Annotated in this window: 18 protein-coding genes and 1 tRNA gene; 7 read left to right on the forward strand and 12 right to left on the reverse strand. The window is 69.5% G+C overall.

Annotated elements, in window-relative coordinates; translation table 11 throughout:
* Positions 1 to 54 precede the first annotated feature (54 nt).
* Genes OG978_RS36140 through OG978_RS36150 form a run of 3 tightly spaced genes read left to right on the forward strand, consistent with a single transcriptional unit; the run spans position 55 to position 5,404 of the window.
* Positions 55 to 1,728 (forward strand): extracellular solute-binding protein, encoded by a 1,674-nt coding sequence (locus OG978_RS36140; protein WP_326769265.1) that lies wholly within the window; start codon positions 55 to 57, stop codon positions 1,726 to 1,728.
* Positions 1,725 to 3,191 (forward strand): M1 family metallopeptidase, encoded by a 1,467-nt coding sequence (locus tag OG978_RS36145; protein WP_326769266.1) that lies wholly within the window; start codon positions 1,725 to 1,727, stop codon positions 3,189 to 3,191. Before OG978_RS36140 ends, OG978_RS36145 begins: the two co-directional genes overlap by 4 nt.
* Positions 3,188 to 5,404, forward strand: a complete 2,217-nt coding sequence (locus OG978_RS36150; RefSeq protein WP_326769267.1) for a right-handed parallel beta-helix repeat-containing protein — start codon at positions 3,188 to 3,190, stop codon at positions 5,402 to 5,404. The genes OG978_RS36145 and OG978_RS36150 overlap by 4 nt, the downstream gene beginning before the upstream one ends.
* A gap of 52 nt (positions 5,405 to 5,456) precedes the next feature.
* On the opposite strand, the gene OG978_RS36155 is transcribed toward OG978_RS36150, so the two are convergent.
* A complete protein-coding gene (locus OG978_RS36155; RefSeq protein WP_326769268.1) occupies positions 5,457 to 6,548 on the reverse strand; it encodes a LacI family DNA-binding transcriptional regulator in 1,092 nt (363 codons plus the stop codon).
* 247 nt (positions 6,549 to 6,795) lie between these two features.
* On the opposite strand from OG978_RS36155, the gene OG978_RS36160 reads away from it, so the two are divergent.
* From OG978_RS36160 to OG978_RS36170, 3 genes are read left to right on the forward strand one after another with little or no spacing between them, the layout of a single operon-like run.
* Positions 6,796 to 7,659, forward strand: a complete 864-nt coding sequence (locus OG978_RS36160; protein WP_326769269.1) for an ABC transporter permease — start codon at positions 6,796 to 6,798, stop codon at positions 7,657 to 7,659.
* Between the two features lie 38 nt (positions 7,660 to 7,697).
* Positions 7,698 to 8,717: an ABC transporter substrate-binding protein gene (locus tag OG978_RS36165; RefSeq protein WP_326769270.1), complete on the forward strand. Its 1,020-nt coding sequence runs from the start codon at positions 7,698 to 7,700 to the stop codon at positions 8,715 to 8,717.
* A complete protein-coding gene (locus OG978_RS36170; protein WP_326769271.1) occupies positions 8,714 to 9,538 on the forward strand; it encodes an ABC transporter ATP-binding protein in 825 nt (274 codons plus the stop codon). The genes OG978_RS36165 and OG978_RS36170 overlap by 4 nt, the downstream gene beginning before the upstream one ends.
* Before the next feature lie 67 nt (positions 9,539 to 9,605).
* Here the strand turns inward: OG978_RS36170 and OG978_RS36175 are convergent, their stop codons facing one another.
* The 4 genes from OG978_RS36175 to OG978_RS36190 all read right to left on the reverse strand — a co-directional run bounded on the left by OG978_RS36175 (position 9,606) and on the right by OG978_RS36190 (position 15,807).
* Positions 9,606 to 10,460, reverse strand: coding sequence for a sugar phosphate isomerase/epimerase family protein (locus OG978_RS36175; RefSeq protein ID WP_326769272.1), 855 nt, complete (start codon positions 10,458 to 10,460; stop codon positions 9,606 to 9,608).
* 15 nt (positions 10,461 to 10,475) lie between these two features.
* Positions 10,476 to 13,958: a ThuA domain-containing protein gene (locus OG978_RS36180; protein ID WP_326769273.1), complete on the reverse strand. Its 3,483-nt coding sequence runs from the start codon at positions 13,956 to 13,958 to the stop codon at positions 10,476 to 10,478.
* Between the two features lie 183 nt (positions 13,959 to 14,141).
* Positions 14,142 to 15,044 (reverse strand): transketolase family protein, encoded by a 903-nt coding sequence (locus tag OG978_RS36185; protein WP_326769274.1) that lies wholly within the window; start codon positions 15,042 to 15,044, stop codon positions 14,142 to 14,144.
* 61 nt (positions 15,045 to 15,105) lie between these two features.
* On the reverse strand, positions 15,106 to 15,807 hold the full coding sequence (locus OG978_RS36190; protein ID WP_326769275.1) for a transketolase: 702 nt from the start codon (positions 15,805 to 15,807) through the stop codon (positions 15,106 to 15,108).
* 126 nt (positions 15,808 to 15,933) lie between these two features.
* On the opposite strand from OG978_RS36190, the gene OG978_RS36195 reads away from it, so the two are divergent.
* Positions 15,934 to 16,007: transfer RNA gene (locus tag OG978_RS36195), tRNA-Pro, on the forward strand.
* A 112-nt stretch (positions 16,008 to 16,119) separates the two neighbouring features.
* On the opposite strand, the gene OG978_RS36200 is transcribed toward OG978_RS36195, so the two are convergent.
* From OG978_RS36200 to OG978_RS36230, 7 genes are all read right to left on the reverse strand, one after another.
* Positions 16,120 to 16,257, reverse strand: coding sequence for a DUF2283 domain-containing protein (locus OG978_RS36200; protein WP_326769276.1), 138 nt, complete (start codon positions 16,255 to 16,257; stop codon positions 16,120 to 16,122).
* Positions 16,258 to 16,410: 153 nt separating this feature from the next.
* Positions 16,411 to 17,043, reverse strand: coding sequence for a hypothetical protein (locus OG978_RS36205; protein ID WP_326769277.1), 633 nt, complete (start codon positions 17,041 to 17,043; stop codon positions 16,411 to 16,413).
* 216 nt (positions 17,044 to 17,259) lie between these two features.
* Positions 17,260 to 17,796 carry an AAA family ATPase gene (locus OG978_RS36210; RefSeq protein WP_442817863.1) on the reverse strand — a complete coding sequence of 179 codons (537 nt, stop codon included), beginning with the start codon at positions 17,794 to 17,796 and terminating at the stop codon, positions 17,260 to 17,262.
* Between the two features lie 60 nt (positions 17,797 to 17,856).
* A complete protein-coding gene (locus OG978_RS36215; RefSeq protein ID WP_326769279.1) occupies positions 17,857 to 19,077 on the reverse strand; it encodes a class I SAM-dependent methyltransferase in 1,221 nt (406 codons plus the stop codon).
* Positions 19,074 to 20,099: a zinc-binding dehydrogenase gene (locus OG978_RS36220; RefSeq protein ID WP_326769280.1), complete on the reverse strand. Its 1,026-nt coding sequence runs from the start codon at positions 20,097 to 20,099 to the stop codon at positions 19,074 to 19,076. The genes OG978_RS36215 and OG978_RS36220 overlap by 4 nt, the downstream gene beginning before the upstream one ends.
* A gap of 56 nt (positions 20,100 to 20,155) precedes the next feature.
* Positions 20,156 to 21,982: a hypothetical protein gene (locus OG978_RS36225; RefSeq protein WP_326769281.1), complete on the reverse strand. Its 1,827-nt coding sequence runs from the start codon at positions 21,980 to 21,982 to the stop codon at positions 20,156 to 20,158.
* A gap of 18 nt (positions 21,983 to 22,000) precedes the next feature.
* Positions 22,001 to 22,204, reverse strand: a complete 204-nt coding sequence (locus OG978_RS36230) for a hypothetical protein (protein WP_326769282.1) — start codon at positions 22,202 to 22,204, stop codon at positions 22,001 to 22,003.
* Between the last annotated feature and the right edge of the window lie 70 nt (positions 22,205 to 22,274).

The following is a 22,274-nucleotide window of genomic DNA, read 5'->3' on the forward strand; positions in this document are numbered from 1 at the left end:
TCAGCGCAGCCACCGCCCCCCACTCCTTCCTTCCCCTCTCTCAAGGAGATTCAGGTGTCGAGCTCCACCCCCATCAATCGCAGAGCACTGTTCCGCATGGGTGCGGGCGTCGGTCTGGGACTGGCCGCCGCCCCGCTGCTCGCCGCCTGCGGCGACGGCGGCACGACCGCGAAGGCGGAGGCCAAGAGCGCCTCGCTGCTCCCGGACACCGCGGTCCGCAACATCGGTCTCAAGCCCGACCTGGCAGGCACCGCCGCCGGCGTTCCGCAGGGCTTCTTCAGCTACCCGGCCAAGCCGCTGCGCGCCACGAAGAACACCCCGCTCAAGGGGGCGAAGCCGATCAGCGCAACGATGGAGACCTTCTCCCCGCCGCCGCCCGCGCGCGGCAAGAACGCAGCCTGGCAGGAGATCGAGAAGCTGCTCGGCGGCCAGGTGAACATCACGGCCGTACCCGCGGACGACTACGGCACCAAGTTCTCCACCATGGTCGCCAGCGACAGCCTGCCCGACCTCTTCATGTACCCCGAGGTCGGAGGTGTCGACAACAAGGCCGCCTTCCTCCAGGCCAAGTGTGCCGACCTGACCCCGTACCTCGCCGGTGACAAGATCAAGGACTACCCGAACCTGGCCGCGATCCCGAAGGGCGCCTGGCAGGCCGCGATCTTCGGCGGGAAGCTGTACGGCATCCCGATCGCCCGCACCGGCACCGGCGGCGCCGGCGTCTACCGCCACGACCTGTTCGAAGAGGTCGGCGTCACCAGCCTCGACCAGATCACCGACCTCGACCGGTTCGTCGAGGTCTGCAAGGAACTGACGCAGCCCAAGAAGGACCAGTACGCCATCATCGCGGGTGCGACCAGCATGCTCGCCATGTCGGCGGGTGCGCCCTTCTACTGGCGGCTGGACGAGAAGACCGGCAAGTTCACCACCGACCTGGAGACGCCGGAGTTCCGCAAGGCGGTGGAGACCGCCCGGCTGCTGTACAAGGCGGGCTGCTTCTACCCGGGCACGCTCCAGATGTCCGGGGCGCAGAAGGCCCAGTACACGGACATGTTCAAGAACGGCAAGGGCGCCTACGTCTACGACGGGATGCCCACCTACCTGGCGCCCGGCGTCGGGTACGTCGCCGCCATGGGAGCGATCGACAAGAAGTACGACCCGCGCCCCTTCGTGCCGGTCGGCAAGGACGCCATCGCCTGGATGGACAACGTCAAGCTGGAGAACACCCACATCAAGAAGGCGTCCGGGGACCGCGTCAAGCAGATCCTGGCCCTCGCCGACTTCGCCGCGTCCCCGTTCGGCAGCCAGGAGTACACGCTCATCAACTACGGCGTCGAGGGCAAGGACTTCACCCGCGACGCCAAGGGCAACCCGGCGCTCACCAAGCAGGGCACGCAGGACGTCACCGTGCCCTGGAAGTTCATGGCCTCCGCCGTCCCGGCCATCTTCAGCGCCGACTCGGAGCAGGGCGTCCGTCACGTCCACGACGCCTTCACCAAGATGATCCCGATGATGGAGCAGGACCCGACCCTGCAGTACTCCTCGCCCACGTGGGACTCGAAGGGGTCCGGCAGCCTCTACACGTTCAAGCAGGACGCGCTCAAGGACATCGTCGCGGGCCGCAAGCCCATGTCCGCCTACGACCAGCTCGTCAAGGACTACCTGGCCAAGGGCGGCGAGCAGGCGCGCGGCGAATTCGAGGAAGCCTTCCAGAAGGGGAAGAAGTGACGACCCGACGCTCGGCCCTCAGACTCGGCGGCGCGGCGGTCGCCGCGGCCGTCGCCGTACCCGCACTCGGTTCGACCGCCATCGCACAGCCACACGGCTTCGACCCGAAGCCGGGCCCGGACGGCGTCGGCGACCCGCTCTTCCCGACCCTCGGCAACGGCGGCTACCAGGTCGTCCACTACGACCTGACCTTCGACTTCACCCCGGTCACCTACGACTTCACCGCCGTGGTGCGGATCAACGCCAAGGCCACCCAGGACCTCTCCGCGTTCAACCTGGACACCGACGGACACACCATCGACTCCGTCACCGTCGGCGGCCGCCCCGCCACCTGGGCGCTCGCGCCCGGCAAGAGCGGCCAGGAGTTCACCGTCACCCCCGCCCGCCCGCTCCACAACGGGCAGGCGTTCACCACCGAGGTGCGATACCGGGGCAACGGCAAGTCGCCCCGACTCGGCCTGACCGGCTGGAAGTTCGGCACCGACGGCGGCTTCGCCTCCGCCGCCCAGTCCTCCCGCGCCGACACCTTCCTGCCCTGCAACGACACCCCGTCCGACAAGGCGACGTGGACCTTTCACATCAGCGCACCGCAGGGCTATGTCGCCGCCGCCAACGGTGAATTGCTCCACAAGACCCCGCGCGCCGACGGCTCCACCGTCTGGCACTTCGCCCTGCGCGAGCGCATGGCGACCGAACTCATCGGCATCGCCGTAGTCAAGGGCACCTATCTGTACGGCACCAGCCATCGCGGTCTGCCGCTGCGGCACATCGTCCCGCAGGGCCAGGAGGACAAGTACGGACCCGTAGTCGCCCGTACCGCCGACCATCTGGCCTGGCTGGAGGCGAAGTTCGGCCGCTACCCGTTCTCCGTCTACGGCGTCCACATCTACGACGGCTACACCGACGCCCTGGAGAACCAGACCCTCTCCCTGTTCTCCACCAACTGGTTCAAGCTCAACGCCAACGGCCGGCCCGGTTACGAGACCACGATGGTCCACGAACTGGTCCACCAGTGGTTCGGCGACTCCGTCACCCCGAACGACTGGCAGCAGGCCTGGCTCAACGAGGGCCCCGCCGTGTACTACGCCGGTCTGTACGGTGAGGAGCGCGGCTGGTCGGTCTTCGAGGACAAGATGAAGGCGACGTACGAGAAGCTCGACGCGGTCCGCGCCGCCGACGGCCCGCCCGGACTGCCCAAGGCGCTCGGCGGCACCAACATCTACGACGGCGGCGCCCTCGTTCTGTACGCGCTCAGCCTGCAGATCGGTCAGCGAATGTTCGACCGGGTCATGCGCGAGTGGGTGAAGCGCTTCAAGGACTCCACGTACACCAGCGAGGCGTTCATCCTGCACACCGTCGACGTCACCGGCGACACCTCCGTCGACCCGTTCCTGCGCGACTGGCTCTTCGGAGCCGTGAACCCACCCATGCCCGGCCACCCCGACTGGAAGGCCTCCGCGTGAACCGCCACTCCCTGAACGTCGTACGAGGAACCGCCGCTGCCGCCTCCGCCGCCGTCCTGGCCGCCCTCCTCGCGGCCCCGGCCGCCCAGGCCGCGCCCGGCGCCCGCACCCTGTACGCGGCCCCGGACGGAGCCGGCACCTCCTGCACGGTCGCCCGCCCGTGCAGCCCGGAAGGCGCCCGTGACCAGGCCCGCACCGAGACCGGGCGCGATGTCCGCGTCCTGCTGAAGAACGGCACGTACAAGCTCGACCGGCCCCTGAAGCTCGGTGCCGCCGACTCCGGGAAGGACGGGCACACCGTCACCTGGACCGCGGCCCCCGGCGCCCGCCCCGTCCTCTCCGGCGGACAGGACATCACCGGCTGGCGGCAGAACGCCGACGGCACCTGGACCGCCGGCGTCCCGGCCGGCGTCGACCCGCGCCAGCTCTTCATCGACGGCCGGCGCGCGACCCGCGCCCGCGGCGGGGCCTGCGCCGCCGGCACCTGCGACGCCACGAAGACCGGCATGACCGGCGCGGTCGCCACGGGCATCGCCGACTGGCAGCGTCCCACCGACGCCGAAGCCGTCATCCGGGTCCGCTGGCGCAACTACCACTGCCGGATCACGGGCGTGAACGGCGATGTCATGACCTTCGCCCAGCCCTGCTGGACCAACTCGGCGAGCGGCACCGACCGCACCGGCCCCGCCTGGGACTCCACCACGGTCGACTCCACCCGCTACAGCGGCGTCGCCTTCTTCGAGAACGCCCCCGAACTCCTCGACCAGCCGGGTGAGTTCGTCTGGAACTCGAAGGACCGCACCGTCACCTACCTGCCGCGCAAGGGCGAGAACATGCGCCACGCGCGGGCCGTCACCCCGCACACCGAACAGCTGCTCGTCGTCGACGGCGCCCATGACGTCACCGTCAGCGGGATCGGCTTCGCGTACGCGGCGTACCGTCAGCCCGGCACCGACGAGGGCTACGCGGGCATGCAGGCCGGTCTCACCCTGACCGGAGCCACCGGCCCCGTCGACCACGCGGGCCGCTTCTACACCAAGCCGTCCGCCGCGGTGACCGTCCGCGGCGGACAGCGCGTCAGCATCGAGAACACCCGGTTCAGCCGGCTCGGCGGGGCGGGCGCGATCCTCGAAGCGGGCACCGAGGACAGCTCGGTGACCCGCTCGTCCTTCACCGACCTGTCCTCGGGCGCCATCTACGTGGGCGACACCGAGCCCATGCCGTCGGCGGCGCTCGCGGGGGAGCGGAACACCGTCGCGTACAACACCATCACCCGCTCCGGCGTCGAGTACACCGACGCGGTGGGCATCTGGGCCGGGTACGAGGCCGGGCTGACCGTCGACCACAACAGCCTGGACCACCTCCCGTACTCCGGGATCTCGGTCGGCTGGGGCTGGAACCAGCCCGAGTCCCAGAAGTCCGTCCTGCGCGACAACAAGGTGACCGACAACCGGATCACCAATGTCATGGAGGTCGCCCAGGCGCAGCACGACGGTGGCGCGATCTACACCCAGGGCGCGCAGCCGGGCACGGTCGTCTCCGGCAACTACATCAACCGCTCCGCCTTCGGGAACACCGAGCGCGACGGAAACGGCATCTACCTCGACGAACAGTCCTCGCACATCCTCGTCGAGAAGAACGTCATCACCCGCATCGGGTACAAGTGGGTCTCGAACTGGGCGGGTTACGGCATCGAGAACACCGCCCGGGGCAACTGGACCGACACTGCCGCGCCCGCCCTCGGTGGCCGGGGCTCGGTCATGACGGACAACCTCACCGGCCTGGACCGGCTGCCGGCCGAGGCGCTCGCCGTCGCGCGCCGCGCAGGCGCCAACGGCGGCCCGGTCGAGCAGTTGCGGACCGACCTGGCCCGCACCGGCACGGCCACCCAGTCCTCCACCGAGGGCACGGCGGACGCGGCACTCGCCCTGGACGGCGACACCAACACGGACACCCGCACGCTGTCCGAGGCGGGCGCCTGGTGGCAGGTCGACCTGGGCGGCGAGCAGCACATCCGTCAGATCGAGATCTGGAACAACTCCTCTTCCACGACCGCCGACTTCGACGTGGTCACGGACGACGGAACGATCCACGTCAGCGGGAAGGCGCTGCGCCCGACGGTCCTGGACCTGGACAGCCGCACCCGCACGGTGAAGATCGTGACGTCCGGCACCGGACGCGTGGCCCTGTCCCAAGTGCTCGTCCACCCGTAGGGCCTGTACGACCCTGATCCACCGGGCAGGCCCCGAGGGCCTCTCGTTTGGATCAGGCCGGATCAGGCACCGGGGCACGCGAGCCCGGCCTGATCCAAACGAAAGACCCTGGGACGCCGTCGGTCACCCGACCGGCGGCGTCGCCGTGCTCGCCCGCACCACCACCTCGCCTGCCACCCGCAGCACCCGGGCCCGCCGCCCCGCCGTTCGCTCCCGCGGCGAGCGCGATCACGCCCTCGCCCATCGCGGTCAGTGGCAGCGCCACCGTGGTGAGCGCCGGTGACAGCTCCCGCACCAGCGGAATGTCATCGAACCCGGCCAGCGAGACGTCCTCCGGCACCCGCAGTCCCGCCTCCCGCAGCGCGGCGAGCGCACCCACCGCCATCACATCGGTGACCGCGAACACACAGGTCGGCCGCGGCCCGTCGCAGGCCAGCAGCCGGCGGGCCGCCGCATACCCGCCGTCGCGGGTGAACGCGCCCTCCACGACCCGGCCGAGACCGATGCCCGCCTCCGCGAGCCCCTCCCGGAATCCCGTGAGCCGGTCGGAGACGGTGGTCAGCGCGGGCGGTCCGGTGAGCACCGCGAACGACCGGTGCCCGAGCCCCGCCAGTGTCCGGGCCAGCGCGGCCGCCCCCGCCCGGTTCTCCGGCTGCACGGTGTCCACCCGCAGACTGCGGTGCCGGCTCACCACGGCCACCCGCCCGCCGATGCGGACATACGGCTCCAGCTCGGCATCCAGGGCCCGCTCCCACGCCCGGTCCTGGATGCCGGAGCCGATGAGCAGGATCGCCCGTGCGCGCTGGGCCCGCAGCATCGACACATAGGCGATCTCCCGGGCCGGCTCCCGGAAGGTGGAGGCCAGCATCACCAGCAGGTCCTGCTCGGCCGCGGCCCGCATCACACAGCTCGACACGGCGGCGAAGTAGGGATCGCTGACGTCATGACAGATCACGCCCACCGTACGGTTGTTGGTCGAATTGGCGAGCGCCTGGGCATGGGCATTGGGGATGTACCCGAGCCTTCCGGCCGCCGCCCGTACCCGCTCGCGCAGATCCTCCCGCACCCGGGCCGTGCCGTTGAGCGCACGCGAGGCCGTGGCGGGGGAGACGCCGGCCTCCCGGGCCACGGCGTCGAGCGTCACATGCCCGGTCGAGGGGTGGCCGTCGTGCGGCCCTGGGCGGTGCGATGTTCCGTATTCACTCAACTCGACCCCCAAGGGCGCGGTGGTGGGAGGCCCCCGAAACTTGCCGACGACCTATTGACCGTGCGTGCAGGCAGTCATTAGCGTGGCGAAAACCCTATCAGAAAGCGCTTTCTGAAAGCGCCTTCTCGTCACCGCAGGATCGCACAGCTCTCCACAACTGCCCCCGAAGTGCAGGGAGTTCACAGTGAGCCAGAGCGCGTTGACCAAAAGTCCCCCCGAGGCGACGGGAGTTGTCCGGCGGGCCGGACCCTCGGTGGGGGAGCGGTTCGCGCGTGCGGCCGAGCAGAGCTGGCGCCCCATTGCCCTGCTGCTCGCCTGTTTCGCCGTGTGGTGGGTGATTTCCGCGGCGGAGCTGGTGAAGCCCTATCTCGTACCGTCCCCCGGCGCGACCCTCGACGTCCTGACCGGCAAGGCCGACTATCTCTGGCAGCACACCTGGGTGACCACGTACGAGACACTCCTCGGCTTCCTGATCGCCGCGGCCGTCGGCGTCCTGGCAGCGGTGGTCATGGTGTACTCCTCGACCGTCGAGCGCACCCTCTACCCCATTCTGCTGTTCGCCCAGGTCGTACCGAAGATCGCGATCGCACCGCTGTTCGTCGTCTGGCTCGGCTTCGGGATCGGACCGAAGATCCTCATCGCCGTGCTCATCGCCTTCTTCCCCGTGGTGATCTCCATGGTCACCGGCCTCAAGGCGGTCGACCCGGAGATGCTCCAGCTGTCGGCGACGATGGGCGCCAGGCCCTGGCAGACCTTCCTCAAGATCCGCTTCCCGGCCTCGCTCCCGCACCTGTTCTCCGGGCTCAAGGTCGCGGTCACCCTGGCCGTCACCGGCGCGGTCGTCGGTGAGTTCGTCGGCGCCAACGAGGGCCTGGGCTATGTGATCCTCCAGGCCAACGGCAACCTCGACACCCCGATGCTCTTCGCCGGACTGCTCGTGATGTCCCTCATCGGGGTCGTCCTCTTCGTAGCCGTGGAGATCGCCGAAATGCTGCTGCTCCCGTGGCACGCCAGCCGCCGGGACACCTCCGCCACCACCACGTACTGACTCCGCCGTACCGACTTCGTCGCGAGAAGGGCCAGCCCATGCATGCGCGCAGACTCCTGATCGGTGTCGTCCCCCTCGTCCTGGTGGCCACGGCCTGCGGTGGCAACGACGCGTCGACCAGCACCAGCGAATCGGGCAAGAAGCTGGACAAGGTCACGCTGACCCTCAACTGGTACCCGTACGGCGAACACGCGCCGTTCTACTACGGCAAGCAGCAGAAGATCTTCGAGAAGCACGGCATCGATCTGAACATCCAGGCGGGCCAGGGCTCGCAGAAGACGGTGCAGGCCACCGCCGCGGGCCAGACCGACTTCGGCTGGGCGGACACCCCCGCGCTGCTGGCCGGCGTCGACCAGGGCGTCCAGGTGAAGAGCCTCGGGGTCTTCCTCCAGACCACCCCGGCATCGGTGCAGTCCTTCGACGCCGAGGGGATCAGTTCCCCGGCCGACCTCAAGGGGAAGACCATCGCCGGGACCGCCGGCGACGCGCTCTCCAAAACCTTCCCGATCTTCCTGAAGAAGAACAGCCTCGGCGAGTCCGACGTCAAGGTCCAGAACACCGACCCGGCGGGCAAGATCGCCGCGGTCATCTCCGGAAAGACCGACGGACTGCTCGGCTACGCCAGCGACCAGGGCCCCACCATGCAGGACAAGGCCAAGAAGCAGGTCTCGTATCTGCGGTTCTCCGAGAACGGGCTGAACTTCTACTCCAATGGTCTGCTCGCCGGTCAGAAGATTCTCGCGTCCAGGTCCGAACTCGCCGGGCGCATGGTGAAGGCGGTCAGCGAGTCGTGGGCGGCCGCTGCGAAGGCCCCCGGGCCCGCGGTCGCGGCGATGGACGGGGCCTCGGAGCAACTGCCCTCGAAGACGGTCCTGGCCGAACAGTTCAGGACGACGCTCACCCTGCTGCACACCCCGTCGACCGAGGGGAAGGCACCCGGGGTGAACAACGAGGCGGACTGGCAGCAGACCATCGACGTCTTCGCCGAGGCGGGCATGGTGAGCAAGCCGAAGGCCGTCGCGGAGTACTGGGACGAGAAGACGGCGCTGAAGGGATGACGATGCCCGAGCAGTACGCGACGAAGACCGGAACGCCGGCCTCCGCCGCCGCGGCGGCGGTCGCCCTGTCCGACGTGGCGGTCCGGTTCCGCAGCAGGAAACGCGACGTCACCGCCCTGCGCGGAGTGTCACTGGATGTGGCGCCCGGCGAGTTCGTGGCCATCGTCGGACCGTCCGGATGCGGCAAGTCGACCCTGCTCAAGCTGGTCGCCGGACTACTGAAACCGTCCTCGGGCGAGGTCCGGCTGGGCGGCGAGCAGGTCCACGGGGTGCGGCACGACATCGGTTACGTGTTCCAGCGCGCCGCCCTCCTGGAGTGGCGCTCGGCGCGCCGGAACATCCTGCTCCAGGCCGAGATCCGGAAGATGCCCCCGGCGCAGGCGCGCGGCCGGGTGGACGAACTGATCCGGATGACGGGCCTGGGCGGTTTCGAGGACGCGTATCCGCACGAGCTGTCCGGCGGAATGCAGCAGCGGGTGGCATTGTGCCGGGCGCTGCTGCACGAACCGCCGGTGCTCCTGATGGACGAGCCGTTCGGCGCCCTCGACGCGCTCACCCGCGAGCAGCTGAACATGGAGCTGAACCGCATCTGGCGGGAGACCCGCACCACCGTCCTGCTGGTCACGCACTCCATCCCGGAGGCCGTCTACCTGGCCGACCGGGTGGTCGTGATGAGCCCGCGCCCCGGCACGATCTCGGAGATCATCGAGGTGGGGCTGGGCGCGGAACGGGAGTACGGCGAAACGCTGGGCCGCCCGGAGTTCCGGGACGCGGCGGCCCGCGTCCGCGAACTGCTGGGTGCGGCTTCCACGCACGACTGACGCCATCCGTGACGCCCTCGGCCCCGCGTGGCACGCGGGGCCGAGGGCGTCACACGTACCCGTCGACTCAGTACCGCAGCCGGGACAGATACGTGTAGCTCGCGAGCGCCGACGCGAATGGATCAGCCGGCGCGTCGTGCTCCACCAGCCACTGCTTCACGCCGCCCCGCCGGGCCGTGTCGAACATCGCCGGGAAGTCCAGCACCCCCGAACCGACATCCGCGAAGTCCCCGTTCGGCGCCATGTCCTTCACATGCAGCGCAGGGAAGCGGCGCGGATGCCGCACGAAGAGCTCACCCGGCGCCGAGGCGCCGCCGTTGGCCGCCCAGTACAGATCCAGCTCGAAACCGACCAGCTCCGGATCGGTCTCGGCGAGCAGGATGCCGTACAGGCTGACGCCGTCGACCACCTGATGGTCCGTGCCGTGGTTGTGGTACAGCAGCTTCAGCCCGGACTCGCGCGCGGCGAGCCCTATCCGGTTGAACTCCCGGGCCACTTCCCGGTATCCGGCCGGACTGTGCAGCGAACCGGGCAGACTGGGCACGACGATCCACTTGCCGCCCAGGGTATGGATGTCCTCCAGCGCCTGCGGAAGACCGGCCCCCTTCACGATGTCGTAGCCGACATGTTCGAGGACGGCCCGCAGCCGCGTCCCGTCGAGCATCCGCCGGACGTCTGCCGCGCTGTGCCCGTGCCGGCCGCTCACCCCGACCGTGGCGTAACCGATCTCGGCCAGCCGCTCCAGGGTGCCCCGGAAGTCGGTCGCCAGCGGTGTGCGCATGGTGTAGAGGTGCATGCCGATCCCGGACGGCGGGATGCGCCGACGACGGGACCCGGCGGCGGAGGCGGCGGTGGTGCCGAGCCCTGCGGTTGCGGCGACACCCACCGCCGTGCCCAGGAAGGTGCGTCGTGTGCGGTCCATGCGGGGTCTCCCCTCTCAACTCACGTCGATGCGTACAGAACCGGTGGTGGTGTCGCCCTTGTCGTCGGTGACCGTCAGACGCGCGGTGTACGCGCCCTTGCGGCCGTAGATGTGTGTGGCCGTCGCGCCGTCCGCCTTGACGCCGTCGCCGAAGTCCCAGTGGTACGAGGCGATCGTGCGCCCGGCGACCGGCTCGACGGCGCTGCTGAGCATCACGGAGAGCGGCGCGGCGCCGGTCGTCGCGCTCGCGGTCACCGCCACCTTCGTACCCGGCCGCTTCTCGACGCCGTGACCGTTGAAGTGCAGCCAGTCGACCGAGAACAGATCGGCCTTGTCGCCGCTCCACTCCGGGTTGCTGAACACCGCGTACAGCTTCACGGTGCCGCCGGGATCGGTCAGCGCCGTCGTCGGCGAGACGAGATTGCCCCAGTCGCCGGTGTTCGGGACGGACACCTTGCCGAGCAGTGGGCCGGTGGGCGATCCGGCCCGGAATTCGACACTGCCGCCGATCCCGCCGGAGGCCGCGCCGACGGTCACCGACTCGATGTGCTTCAGGTTCACCGGGTCGAAGGCGATCCAGTCACCGTCCTCGATATCGGTCAGCCGCTTCCCGCCCGAGGCATCGGCCCTGTTCCCGGTCACCGCACCGCCGTGCGCACCGCCGGTCGCCGTGAAGTGCTCGGCCTCGCGGAAGGCGGTACGCAGGGTGAGTGAGGCGGAACCGGTGAGCGCGGGTGCGCCCGGGGCGCCCTTGTCCTCGTACTGGGCGGAGATGCCGTAGTACAGGTTCTGCCCGGGGCCATGACTGTCCCCGGCGTCCGTGACGATCTCCCCGGCGCAGCCGGTGTAGTTGTCGAGCGGATGCAGATGGGTGTCGTGACCGAGCTGTGACTGCACCACCACCCGCGAGCAGTCGATCGGTGCGCTGCTCCCGTCCTCCTTGTCCTTGACCTTGACGGTGAACGGGATGGTGTCACCGAAGCTGAACACCCCGCCGTTTGGCGGCTGTTTGATGGTCACTTCCGGACGGGTGTTGCCGACCGTGATGTCCTGCACGGCCTGCCCCGTCAGCCCACCGGGCCCGGTGACCGTGAGCCGCGCGGTGAACAGCCCCTTCGTGCGATAGGTGTACGAGGGGTTCGCATCGGTCGAGTCGGTGGTGCCGTTCCCGTCGAAGTCCCAGGCGTACGAGATCGGTTGGTCGCCGGGCAGCCCGGATCCGGCGCTGGAGAAGCCGACGCTCAGTGGTGCAGCTCCGTTGTCCCGGTCCGCGGTGATCTTCGCATCGGGCAGCCGTCCGTCACCGACGTAGTCGATCCGGTAGATGCCCGCACCTTCGTTGCTGCCACCGCGCCCCGTACCGCTGCCGAGCCCGAAGTCGATGACGTACAGCGCTCCATCGGGACCGAAGTCGGCATCGAAGGGCTGGTTCCACTGCATGTCCTGGAAGATGCCGTTGACGGACTGGAGCTCACCGGCCTTGACGGCAGCGAACCGCGGATCCTGGAACGTCTGGTCCTTCTGCTGGAAGGAGAACGTCTTGAACCACTTCCGGGTCAGCTCGTAATTGATCCACTTCCCTTCGAAGTACTCCGGGAACTTGGTGCGGTAGGCGTTGTCCGGGTCGTAGTCGTAGACGGGGCCACTCATCGGACCGCCGCCTCCGGTGCCGAGCTCCGGGAACTCGGCGGAGGCCGAGTACGCGTACCAGACGGTGGCGGGCCGGGCGGGCGGCAGCTCCCGCAGCCCGGTGTTGTTGGGCGAGTCATTGACGAGCGCCGCACAGTCGAACTTCGGGCCGGACTTCTTCGCCGCGAAGTCGTAGTCGTTGAAAGGGGTGTTGTCGCCGACGCAGTACGGCCAGCCGAAGTTCCCCGCCTGTGTGATGCGGGTGTACTCGACCGTGCCCTCGGGCCCGCGGTCGGCGACCGCCGCCTTGGCGTCCGGACCGTAGTCGGCGACCAGCAGCGCGCCGCTCAGCGGATCGGTGGTGATCCGGAAGGGATTGCGCATCCCCATCGCGTAGACCTCCGGACGTGTCTTCTCCGTCCCGGGTGCGAAGAGATTTCCCTCGGGAACGGTGTACGTGCCGTCGTCCTTCGGCGTGATGCGCAGAATCTTGCCGCGCAGATCGTTCGTGTTGCCCGCGGTGCCCTGTGCGTCCCAGGCGCGGCGGCCGGGGCTCTCGTCGATCGGGTTGAAGCCGTCCGAGGCGAACGGATCGGTGTTGTCACCGGTCGCCGCGTACAGGTTGCCGGCCTTGTCGAAGGCGAGCGAACCGGCCATGTGGGAATTGGCCCGCCCCTCGCCCCGCCAGGTCGGAATGGTCAACAGCCGCTTCTCCGAAGCGGGATCGACCGAATTGCCGGTGACGGTGAACCGGGAGAGGTTCAACTGCTTCTCGGTCTTGTCGGAATGCAGCAGATAGAGCCAGTTGTTCGTGGCGAAGCCCGGGTCGAGCGCGAGACCGAGCAGTCCGTCGGACTGACTCGTCATCTCGGGTGTGTACGCGAAGTCCAGCGCGGTCGACACCTTCATCGTCGTCTGGTCGATGACCTTCAGCTTTCCGGTGCGCTGCGCGAAGAAGACCCGCCGGTCGGGGGCGACGGCCAGCTCGAACGGATCGGCGAGGTCGCTGGTCGCCAGCGCGGTCCGCTGGAACGAACCGGTCCGCGTCGCAGTGCAGTCACCGGGCTTGGCACCCGCGGCCCACTCGATACCGCCGAGCAGGTGCTGGACGAAGCCCTCCTCCTGGAACGCCGAGGATGCGTGCCCGCCGGCGGTGAACCAGGAGCGGCCGCCGTCGTAGTTCTGGCACCAGGACCATGGATGGTCCACACCCTCGTCGAGCCCCGTGATGCCGTCCCGGACCTTGATCTGCGCGAGGGTGTGGACCTTGGAGGTCGGATTGGTGCGCCAGTTGTACCACTCCTCCGTACGCTCCCAGAGGTCCGGAAGGCCCTTGGTGGAGGGGTGGACGTGGTCGAGAACCTTGACCCGGCCGGTCTGCACGGCCGGGTGCTGGTCGAAGATCGCACCGACAAGACCCTCGTACCAGCCCCAGTCGCGCTCGCTGGCGGACGCGGCGTGCAGGCCGACCCAGCCGCCTCCCGCACGGATGTACTTCTGCAGGGCAGTCCGCTCGGCGGCGTTCAGCAAGTCACCTTTCTCCGGTGTGGAGTTGGTGTTGTTGAACACCACGGCCTGGAAGCGTGCCAGATCGGTGTCATTGAAGACGGCGGAGTCGTCGGTCGCCTCGACCTCGAAACCGTTCTCGGCGCCGAGCTTCTTGATCGCATCGATTCCGGCCGGAATCGAGTCGTGCCTGAAGTTGGTGACCTCGGAGTAGACCAGGACCCGGAAGGGCGCCGCGTGGGCCCGGGGCGGCGTGGCCACCAGTAAGCCGACAACCAACGCCAGGAGAGCGGTGAGGGCGACGAGCGGCGACGGAAACCGGTGCCCCCGTAACGGACGGCTGTGCGACGGGCGATGACTCATGGGCGCTCCCTGTGCGGTAGATGCCGACTGCGGGATTTAGAAAGCGCTTTCTGGAGTGCATCGTTCAGATTAGGTTGAGGCCTCGATGGGGTCAATGGGCCGGGACGGCACTCCGTGGCTTCACGGTGCCTCCTGTGCGGGCCGGGCGAGCGGCGGCCCCGGCCCGGGAATACTCCGCCCCGGTCAGCGGCGCAGGAAGGCGCCGATCCGCTCCCGCAGCCCCCTGGCATCCAGGCCGTGTGCGGCGAGGTGCTCGTCCATCTCCCCGTACTTGCGCAGCTCGGCCCGCCCCACTCCGAGGCCCAGCACGCGGTGCGGCAGCTCGGTGAGCGCGTCATTGGCGGCAGCCGTGGACGTGCCGGCCAGATACGGTTCGACGATCACCACATCGGTGACCCCGTGATCACCGACGGCCCGCCGCAACCCGGCCCCGTCGAACGGACGCACCGTCGTCGCGTACAGCACCGTCACATCGAGCCCGTCGGTCGCGGCGAGCACGTTGTCGAGCATCGGCCCGACCGCGATCACCACCCCGCCCGTCCCCTCCCGCACCGCGGTGAACCCGGTCCCCGCGCCGACCGGTCGCGCCCGGTCGTTGGACTGCAGCGACAGACGCACATACACCCGGCCGTCCCCGGCCGCGGCCTCCCGCAGCAGCGCCTCGGCCTCGTCCGGGTGGCCCGGCACATGGACCGTCCAGTCGTCCAGGGTGTCCAGCAGTGCGACATCACCCGGCGACATATGGGTGAACCCGCCGGCCGGCCAGTCGTACGAGGCTCCGGCACTCACCAGCACCCCGCCCACTCCCTGGTGGCCGAAGTCCAGCTTGACCTGCTCGAACGGCCGCTCCACCAGAAAGCTGGCGAAGGTGTGCACGATCGGCCGCAGCCCGGTGAGCGCCATCCCGGCGCCCGCTCCGACCAGCAGCTGCTCCCTGATTCCCACATTGACGACCCGGTCCGGATGGGCCCGCTCGGCCGGGCCGAAGCCGTCCCGGCTGATCTCGGCCAGGACCAGGGCGAGGCGCGGGTCCTCGTCCAGCAACTGTGACGTGGGGGTGATGAAGCGGTCACGCATCGTATCCATCTGAAGTGTCCCTCTCATGTTCTCTTCGGTATTCGAGGCGGTACGTATCCGGTCCTTCGGGTCAGTCCTTCGGATCGACGTGCGCGACCACGGCCCGCGGTCGTCCGGGGTGCGGCGTGGTGAAGGCCGCGTACAGCGCCTCGTGGTCCCGTCCGTCGACGGAGCCGACCGACCAGCCCGCCGCCTCGAACCGGGCGGCGATCCCACCGGGCCGGGCGTACGAGGCCGACGCGTTGTCGATCACCACGGTGTGCAGCTGCTCCAGCCCGGCCGGGCCCGCATAGGCGAGCGCCTCATGATTGCTGCCCTCGTCCAGCTCGGCGTCGCCGATCAGCACCCACACCCGCGGATCGGTGAGCCCCTGCGCCCGCAGACCGAGCACGCTCCCCACGGCCAGCGGCAGCCCGTGCCCCAGTGACCCGCTGCCGATCTCGACCCCCGGCGCCAGCGTCCGGTCCGGATGGTGCCCGAGCGGTGAGTCGTATGCCCCGAACCCCGGCAGCAGCTCCTCCCCGAAGAACCCGTGCGCGGCCAGGACCGCGTAGTACGCCATCGGCCCGTGCCCCTTGGACAGGAGGAACCGGTCGCGACCGGGCGCGTCGACGGTGTCGGGCGTCACCCGCAGCACCCGGTCGTACAGCACCCAGAGGGCGTCCAGGGTGGAGGTCGCCGCGGGGCCGTGCTTCTCGTCCCCGGTCATCAGGCTCATCAGGCGATTCATGTCGCGGTAGTCGCGCGCCGGTGCGGCGGTGGTGTTCGTCATGGAACAAGCGTTGAACATCAAGCTTGGTTGAGGTCAAGCGGTAAAGGCGTTCGTGACCACCCGCCCGAGTGCGGTATTGTTCTCATGCGCGTTCGGCCAAGGGGAAACCCCAGGTCAGGCGGGCATCGGGACGTGGCGCAGCTTGGTAGCGCACTTGACTGGGGGTCAAGGGGTCGCAGGTTCAAATCCTGTCGTCCCGACTGGAGACAGTCGCAGATCAGGGCCGGTTTCGGAGACATCCGGAACCGGCCCTTGGTCGTTCTTTCCAACCTGCTGCAGAGCAAGGGGCCCCGACTGCCGTGCTCAGCTGCTTCAGGCGTCTTCGGTGTCCAGGCGCTCAGCCGACTTGAGCAGGTAATCAGGCAGTTTTGAACTGGCCGCGAACACCTCGATGCCGATTGGGCGGCCTTGCTCGTCGAAGTCGAGGTTGATCATGCCGTCGATGTCCACGGGATCGCAGGGATACGTTTGCGGTTTGTTGGTTCGCATGAGGGGTGTTGCGCGCGATGTCCTGACGCTGCATGGCGCTCGTGACGCTCATTCGACGTGTCGTCCCGATGCAGGGTCAGGCACCCTGCCCGGCCTGCGCGAGCGTCGGATCGATCACCGTTGGGAATCCGGTGCCTCGCGGTGCGGTTCGATTTCCGGGGTGGGGGAGCTGTCGAGGGGGTGGCTTCGGCGGGTGAGGGTTTGGTTGAGCTGTTTTGCCAGGTGGGGGACGGTTGCCGGGGGTAGGTATGCCTCGGCGCCTGCGTCGAGCAGGCGTCGGACGGGGCCTTGGTAGCTGACTCCGAGTTCGTCGTCCTCGATTTCGGCGACGACGACCCGGGCCCTGGGGAACGCCGACCGCAGGCTCCCGATCAGCTGCGGGCTGACCGGCGGCACCAGCAGGACGTCGGCCGATACGGGAGCCGCGTGCATGTCGAGCACGATGTAGTCCGCGCCGAGTTGGTCGGAGAGCGAGGTGCGGGCCGAATCCGACAGCTTCATCGCCGTCACGACGACCGTGACGCCCTTGTCGGTGGCCGACGGCTCCTCATCGGCCGCGCTCGGCGTGACCGGATCGATGACGGTGCCGATGACGACGGTGCCGGGGACGCCGGAGATCCTCGCGACCGGTTCGCCGTCCCGGGTGATCACCAGGTCCTCTCCAGGGGCGAGGGCGTCGATGCGTGCCATGACGTCCTCGGGCAATCGCGTCGCGTCGATCGCACGCGCGGCGCGTTCGTCAGTCATCGGGTGCGGAACGAGGGCGGGTCGGAGCCCGGTGTGCGGCCGGGGCCGTGTGGTGGTGGGCTGTCCGGGGGGTGAGCGGTACCGGCCGGCCTGGTCCGATGGGTGCGGTGGACTGAAGGGGAAACGTCCTCACAGCGGCTGATCCTCCCATATCGGACAGGTGATCGCCGGGTGCTCAGCCGGGGCGATACGGATCACGTGCGCCAGTCGTGTGTCTCATCCGCTCACTTCGGTGAGAATCCGTTCGGCCAGTTGCCGGGGACTCGCATCGTCCGTCAGCAGGACGACGGTGTCCGCCCCCAGTCGCTCCTCGCAGGCCATCGCGCTGTCGATCTGCCCGAGCCGCCACGTCCTCACCTCGGCGTCCCTCACCGGATCGTCCGGGTGCACGACCTGGTCGGTGATGCGTTGCGCGAGGAGTTCCCTGCTGACCGACAGCCAGACGTGCAGGACGTCATCGGTGTCCTTCCGGATGATGTCGAAGATCTCCCGCCGATAGGCGTCGTTCACCACGGTCATCGGGACGACGAGAAGATGATCCGGATAGTGCCGTACGAACGCCGCGCACGACTGCGCCACGACATCGCGCCAACACGCCAGATCCTGGAAGTTCCCCGACTCCGGCATCGGCACCCATGCGCGGAGATGGAAACCGGCCTCTTCCGGGTCGAAGACGATGATCTTGCCGACGATCCGCGTCAGCTGGTCGGTGACGCTCGACTTGCCGGCCCCGAAAGGGCCGTTGATCCACACCAGCAAGCTTCTCTCCCGTACGGTTTGGCTCGCCCCGCTGGGCGAGCACGAAGGTCAGGTTCAGGGACGGGGACGGTGTCCGGGACAGCACCGGTCGACGAGCTCGTACTGGTGCAGAATCATGCCGACGCGTCCTGGCCACCGCGTGTCGAGGTCCCCCATCGAGGCCGCGCCCGCCAGCTCCACACAGACGGACAACGCCGTCCGCTCGTCGATGCCCGAGAAGGACGGATAGCTCGCGTTCACCAGACCCTGCAGCCAGTCGCGCAGCGCCCGGGTCTCGTCCCATCGCGCGAGCTCGATCCTGCGGTGCACGAAGCCCCGCCACAACAGCCACCTGTGCAGACGCTGCCGCTGTCCTTTGGTCCAGTACGGGAAGACCCCGCCGGACATGTCCGCCAGCTGTGCGGTGATCCCCTCCTGCAGCCGGCCGATCCCGGCGGCGGGAGCGGTCTCCAGCTCGACGCGGTAGAACCGACCGCCCAGAGCCAGTACGCGTTCGACCTCGGTGGCCGCCAGCAACGGCTCCGTGCAGAAGTCGATGCTCTCGTGCTCGACGACCGCATCGAACGAGCCCGCGGCGAACGGCATCGCCATCATGTCGCCGTGCCGCACGTCCAGGCCGTCCCGGCGTCCCGCGTCGATCATCGCGCGCGATGCCTCGATCCCGGTGTAGGAGCCCGCGAAGGGCGCGACGTTGCGAGCGAGCCTGCCGGTGCCCGTGCCCAGTTCCAGGACGCGGTGCGAGCCGAGGAAGTCCTTGGCGAAACCGCGCAGCACGTCGTTGAACCGCTCGGTCACCTGCCGCGCCGGGCCATACCGCCGTGCCAGCTCCGGCCCGTAGAGCGCGCCGTCGGAAGGCCGTGTCCCGGCGGGCCTGTCCGGGGCGATGCGTACGCCGGTGAGGCAACGCTGGTTGGCGTCGAACCAGCCGACGCACTCCAGCGCCGCCCGCACCGTCATCCGCTCGAACCGGGCGTGCCCCGCCAGCTCCGGGGGCAGGCCACCGAAAGCGAGGGTGCAGCCGTCGCCCCCGCCCCGCAGCCGTACGTACGCGCACGCGGCGATCAGCGTCGTCGTCTCGTCGGCGGTGATCGGTTCGTCCGGCCGGGCGGCGGCCGAGTACCGCGCCGCCACGTCGGCGACCGGGGGCAGGACCTGCTCCGCCAGCGATCTCAGCGTCGCGGCCCGCCATGGCGGAACGTAGTGGAACCGGCTGTCGCACGGTGGAACGGCAGCGCTGTCGCCCGCCTCGCGCACGACCTCGATCGCGGAGCTCACCGGCCGGTCCGCTCGCCGGGGAGTGCCTTCGGCCCGCCTGCCTGTCCGGTGTCACCCGGCCAGATGAGGACGAGGTTGCCGCGCACATCGCCGTCCGCAAGCCGTTTGAGCGCCGCGCGTGCCTCCTGGGCCGGCAGCACATCGTCCACCAGCGGTCTGATGCCGGTGGTGCGCATCAACGTCAGCATGCGCCCGTACTCCTCCCTCGTTCCGCTGAAGGAGCCGACGACGTTGATCTGGTGGAAGTAGATCCGGTGCAGCCGGGCAGGCGGCACATCACCCGTCGTCGCGCCCGCGACAACCACCGTGCCGCCGTGCCGGACGCTGCGCAGCGTGTGCGTCCACGTCTCCCTGCCCACACTGTCGATCACCGCGTCGACCGGTTCGGGCAGTTCGGCCCCCGGTTCGTACGTGGCGCTCGCCCCCAGCCGGCGGGCCAGGGCCCGCTTGTCGGCGGACCGGCCGGTGACCCAGGTGCGCACGCCGCTCGCCGAGGCCAGGCTGATCAGCGCGGTGGAGAGCCCGCCCGCGGCGCCCTGGACGAGCACCGTGTCCCCGGGACGCAGCGCCGCCTTCGTGAACAGCATCCGGTATGCGGGAAGCCAGGTGCACACCAGGCACGCCGCCTCCTCCCAGGACAGGTGTTCCGGGACCGGCAGCAGGCTCTCCGGGGGAGCGGCGACGTACTCGGCGAGAGTGCCCGGCCGGGCACCGACGAGCTGCGCCGCGGGCATCGCCAGCGTCTCGTCGCTCATGCCAGGCGGGGAATCGAGAAGCGGATACAGCACCACTCTCGTCCCGTCCGGCCGTTCCCCCGCCGCTTCGCAGCCGAGGATGCGCGGGTACTGGTCACGGTTGATCCCGACGCCGCGCAGGGTCCAGAGATCCTTGTGGTTCAGGGAAGCCGCCCGGACCTCCACCCGCACCCAGCCCGGAGGCACCTCGGGATCGGGGCGGTGCCCGACGACAACAGTGGACAACGGGTCGTCAGGATCGGGGGCGGTTGCGAACACGGCCTTCATGAGTCCTCGTCCTTGGACTGTCCGACAGCGATACCACGCATATGACTTCCTTCGCGTCAGTGGGACGGAGAGCCGAGCAGCTCGGCCGACGGCACGGTCGCGCGCGCGAACCACATTGCGAATCCGGACACCACCAGCGCCCGCACCCGCAGCGAGGGCCCGGTGCCGCCCGTATCGCAGCGCACGCGCACCTCGTTACCTGCCGCGATGCTGTGCACGCTTCTGGTGTGCAGGCCCCCGGCGCCGTCGTCGACGTCGACGACCACCCGCGCGGACGGGGCCGGGCGCGCGCCGCCGGAGAGCCGCGCGCCGTCGGAGGGCCGCGTACCGCCGAAGAACCGCACGCCGACCACCCCCGGCTCCTCCACGGTGATCAGGGGGAACCGCTCTCCGTCCGACGACCTCGCCAGGTGTCCGCAGACATCGCACCGCGCCCAGAAGCACTCCCGGTCGTCCGCCGCACCCCGGGCCGTGCCCACGCGGACCGGGAGCCCGCACAACCGACAGGCGCACAGCACCTGTGACCCCGTGGGCCCGAAGAGCAGCCCGGTCTTCATGGCGCGCTCGACGGCCCGGGCGCCGATCGCGGGCACGCTCGCCACGAAGGAGACCAACTCCCGCTCGAACCGTTCGGCGAGGCCCTCCACCCTGGCGACGCAGCGGGTGAACTCGGCCCGGACGGTCTCGCCGTACAGCGTCCGTTCGTTCGCCACCGACAGCACCGCGGCGGCCCGTACCGCCCAGCCCGAGGCACTGTCGATCCCGCGCGCGCAGGCGTCCAGCGCCTCGCGCGCGGCAGGGCCTCCCGCCAGACGCAGGGAGACGACCCTGCCACGCGCGTCGTCGACCGTCCGCGTCAGCGCCAGCAGCCGCTCCCTGTCCTCGGACAGACGCGCCAACCCCGTCTCGATGTCCTTGAGTTCGCCGCCCAGGGACACGACGGTCGCCTTCCGGTCCGGAATACCGCGGCTGTGCCGCAGCAGGACCGGGTCGCCCAGACACAGGGTCCCCGCCGACCGGTCGGCTCCGTCCGGAGCGGCCCCGCCGAGCTGAGCCAGCTCGTGGCCCACGATCGCCCGGCGCGACGTCGGCATGCGGTGGAGCGATCCGCACAGCGTCGCCGCATAGGAACTCGCGAAGGAGTCCACGAAGTTGGTCGCGGGCAGACTGCGCCGCCAGTCCGGGATCAGTGCTCCGCACGATCCCAGATGGATCCATGCGCAGCGGATGTCGTCGAGCCTGCACAGCCTGAGACCGTGCTGCGCGCACTCGCAGTCCTGCGCGGGGAAGCCGCTCGCACTGTGCGCGCAGACGAACCTGTCGCCGATCTTGACGTGCGATTCGTTGCCGTGGCCGTACACGGAGACGCTGTGCACGCCTTCCGCACTGGGATCGGCGAATTCCGCCGCATCGCCCACGACGGACGACGAGTCGGCGGCGTCGACGAAGACGTGCTTCCCGGCCCGTATCCGTCTGGCCAGCGCCATACGCCGGAGCATGAAGCCCAGTTCCCCAGTGGAGCGTGCCGGTAACGTGCCCACCGGGAGTCCGATCCGGCGCCCGAAGTCCACGATGTCCCCGGCGAGCCGGAGATCGAACCCCTGCCGGGCGACGACCACCAGGACGTACTTCGCCGACGGCGGGACCGACCGCTCGGCGGAACCCCGCCGCCAGTCGTCGAGCGAGGTCTGCGCGACCGCACGGCATCCGATGGCGGCCAGGTCGGCATCGTGCGGAAGAAGATCACGGCCCATGACGACCACCGCGCCCTCGGGCCACGCCTGTTCGGTTCCACGCCCGCCCGGCCGGGACGCGTACCATTCCAGCACTTCCTGCTGCCGCTTGTCGGCCAGGCCGGTGGCGGCTCGGTGTGAAGGGCCCACAACGCTCCTCTGGATTCTCTAGATCCCCGGGTACGGGGCCAGTTCGTCCAGCGAGAGCACCGACCCGACGTTCTCGTCCGGTACGTCGTCGAACCAGTCGGGGTCGTCCTCGGCAGCGGCGCCCGTGGGTTTGGCCGGCCCGGTCGGCCCGCCCGGCCGGATCGGGTCGTGCCGCTCGTCGTCGCGTGCCTGCTCGGCGTCCTGCACAGCGTTCCTCCTCATCGGGCGAATGTCGCCCGTCGTCTGTTGTCGTGCCTGTTCGCCCTGCTTGCCCGTCACGGGATCGACGAGC

Source organism: Streptomyces sp. NBC_01591, assembly GCF_035918155.1.
Taxonomy (GTDB): Bacteria; Actinomycetota; Actinomycetes; order Streptomycetales; family Streptomycetaceae; genus Streptomyces.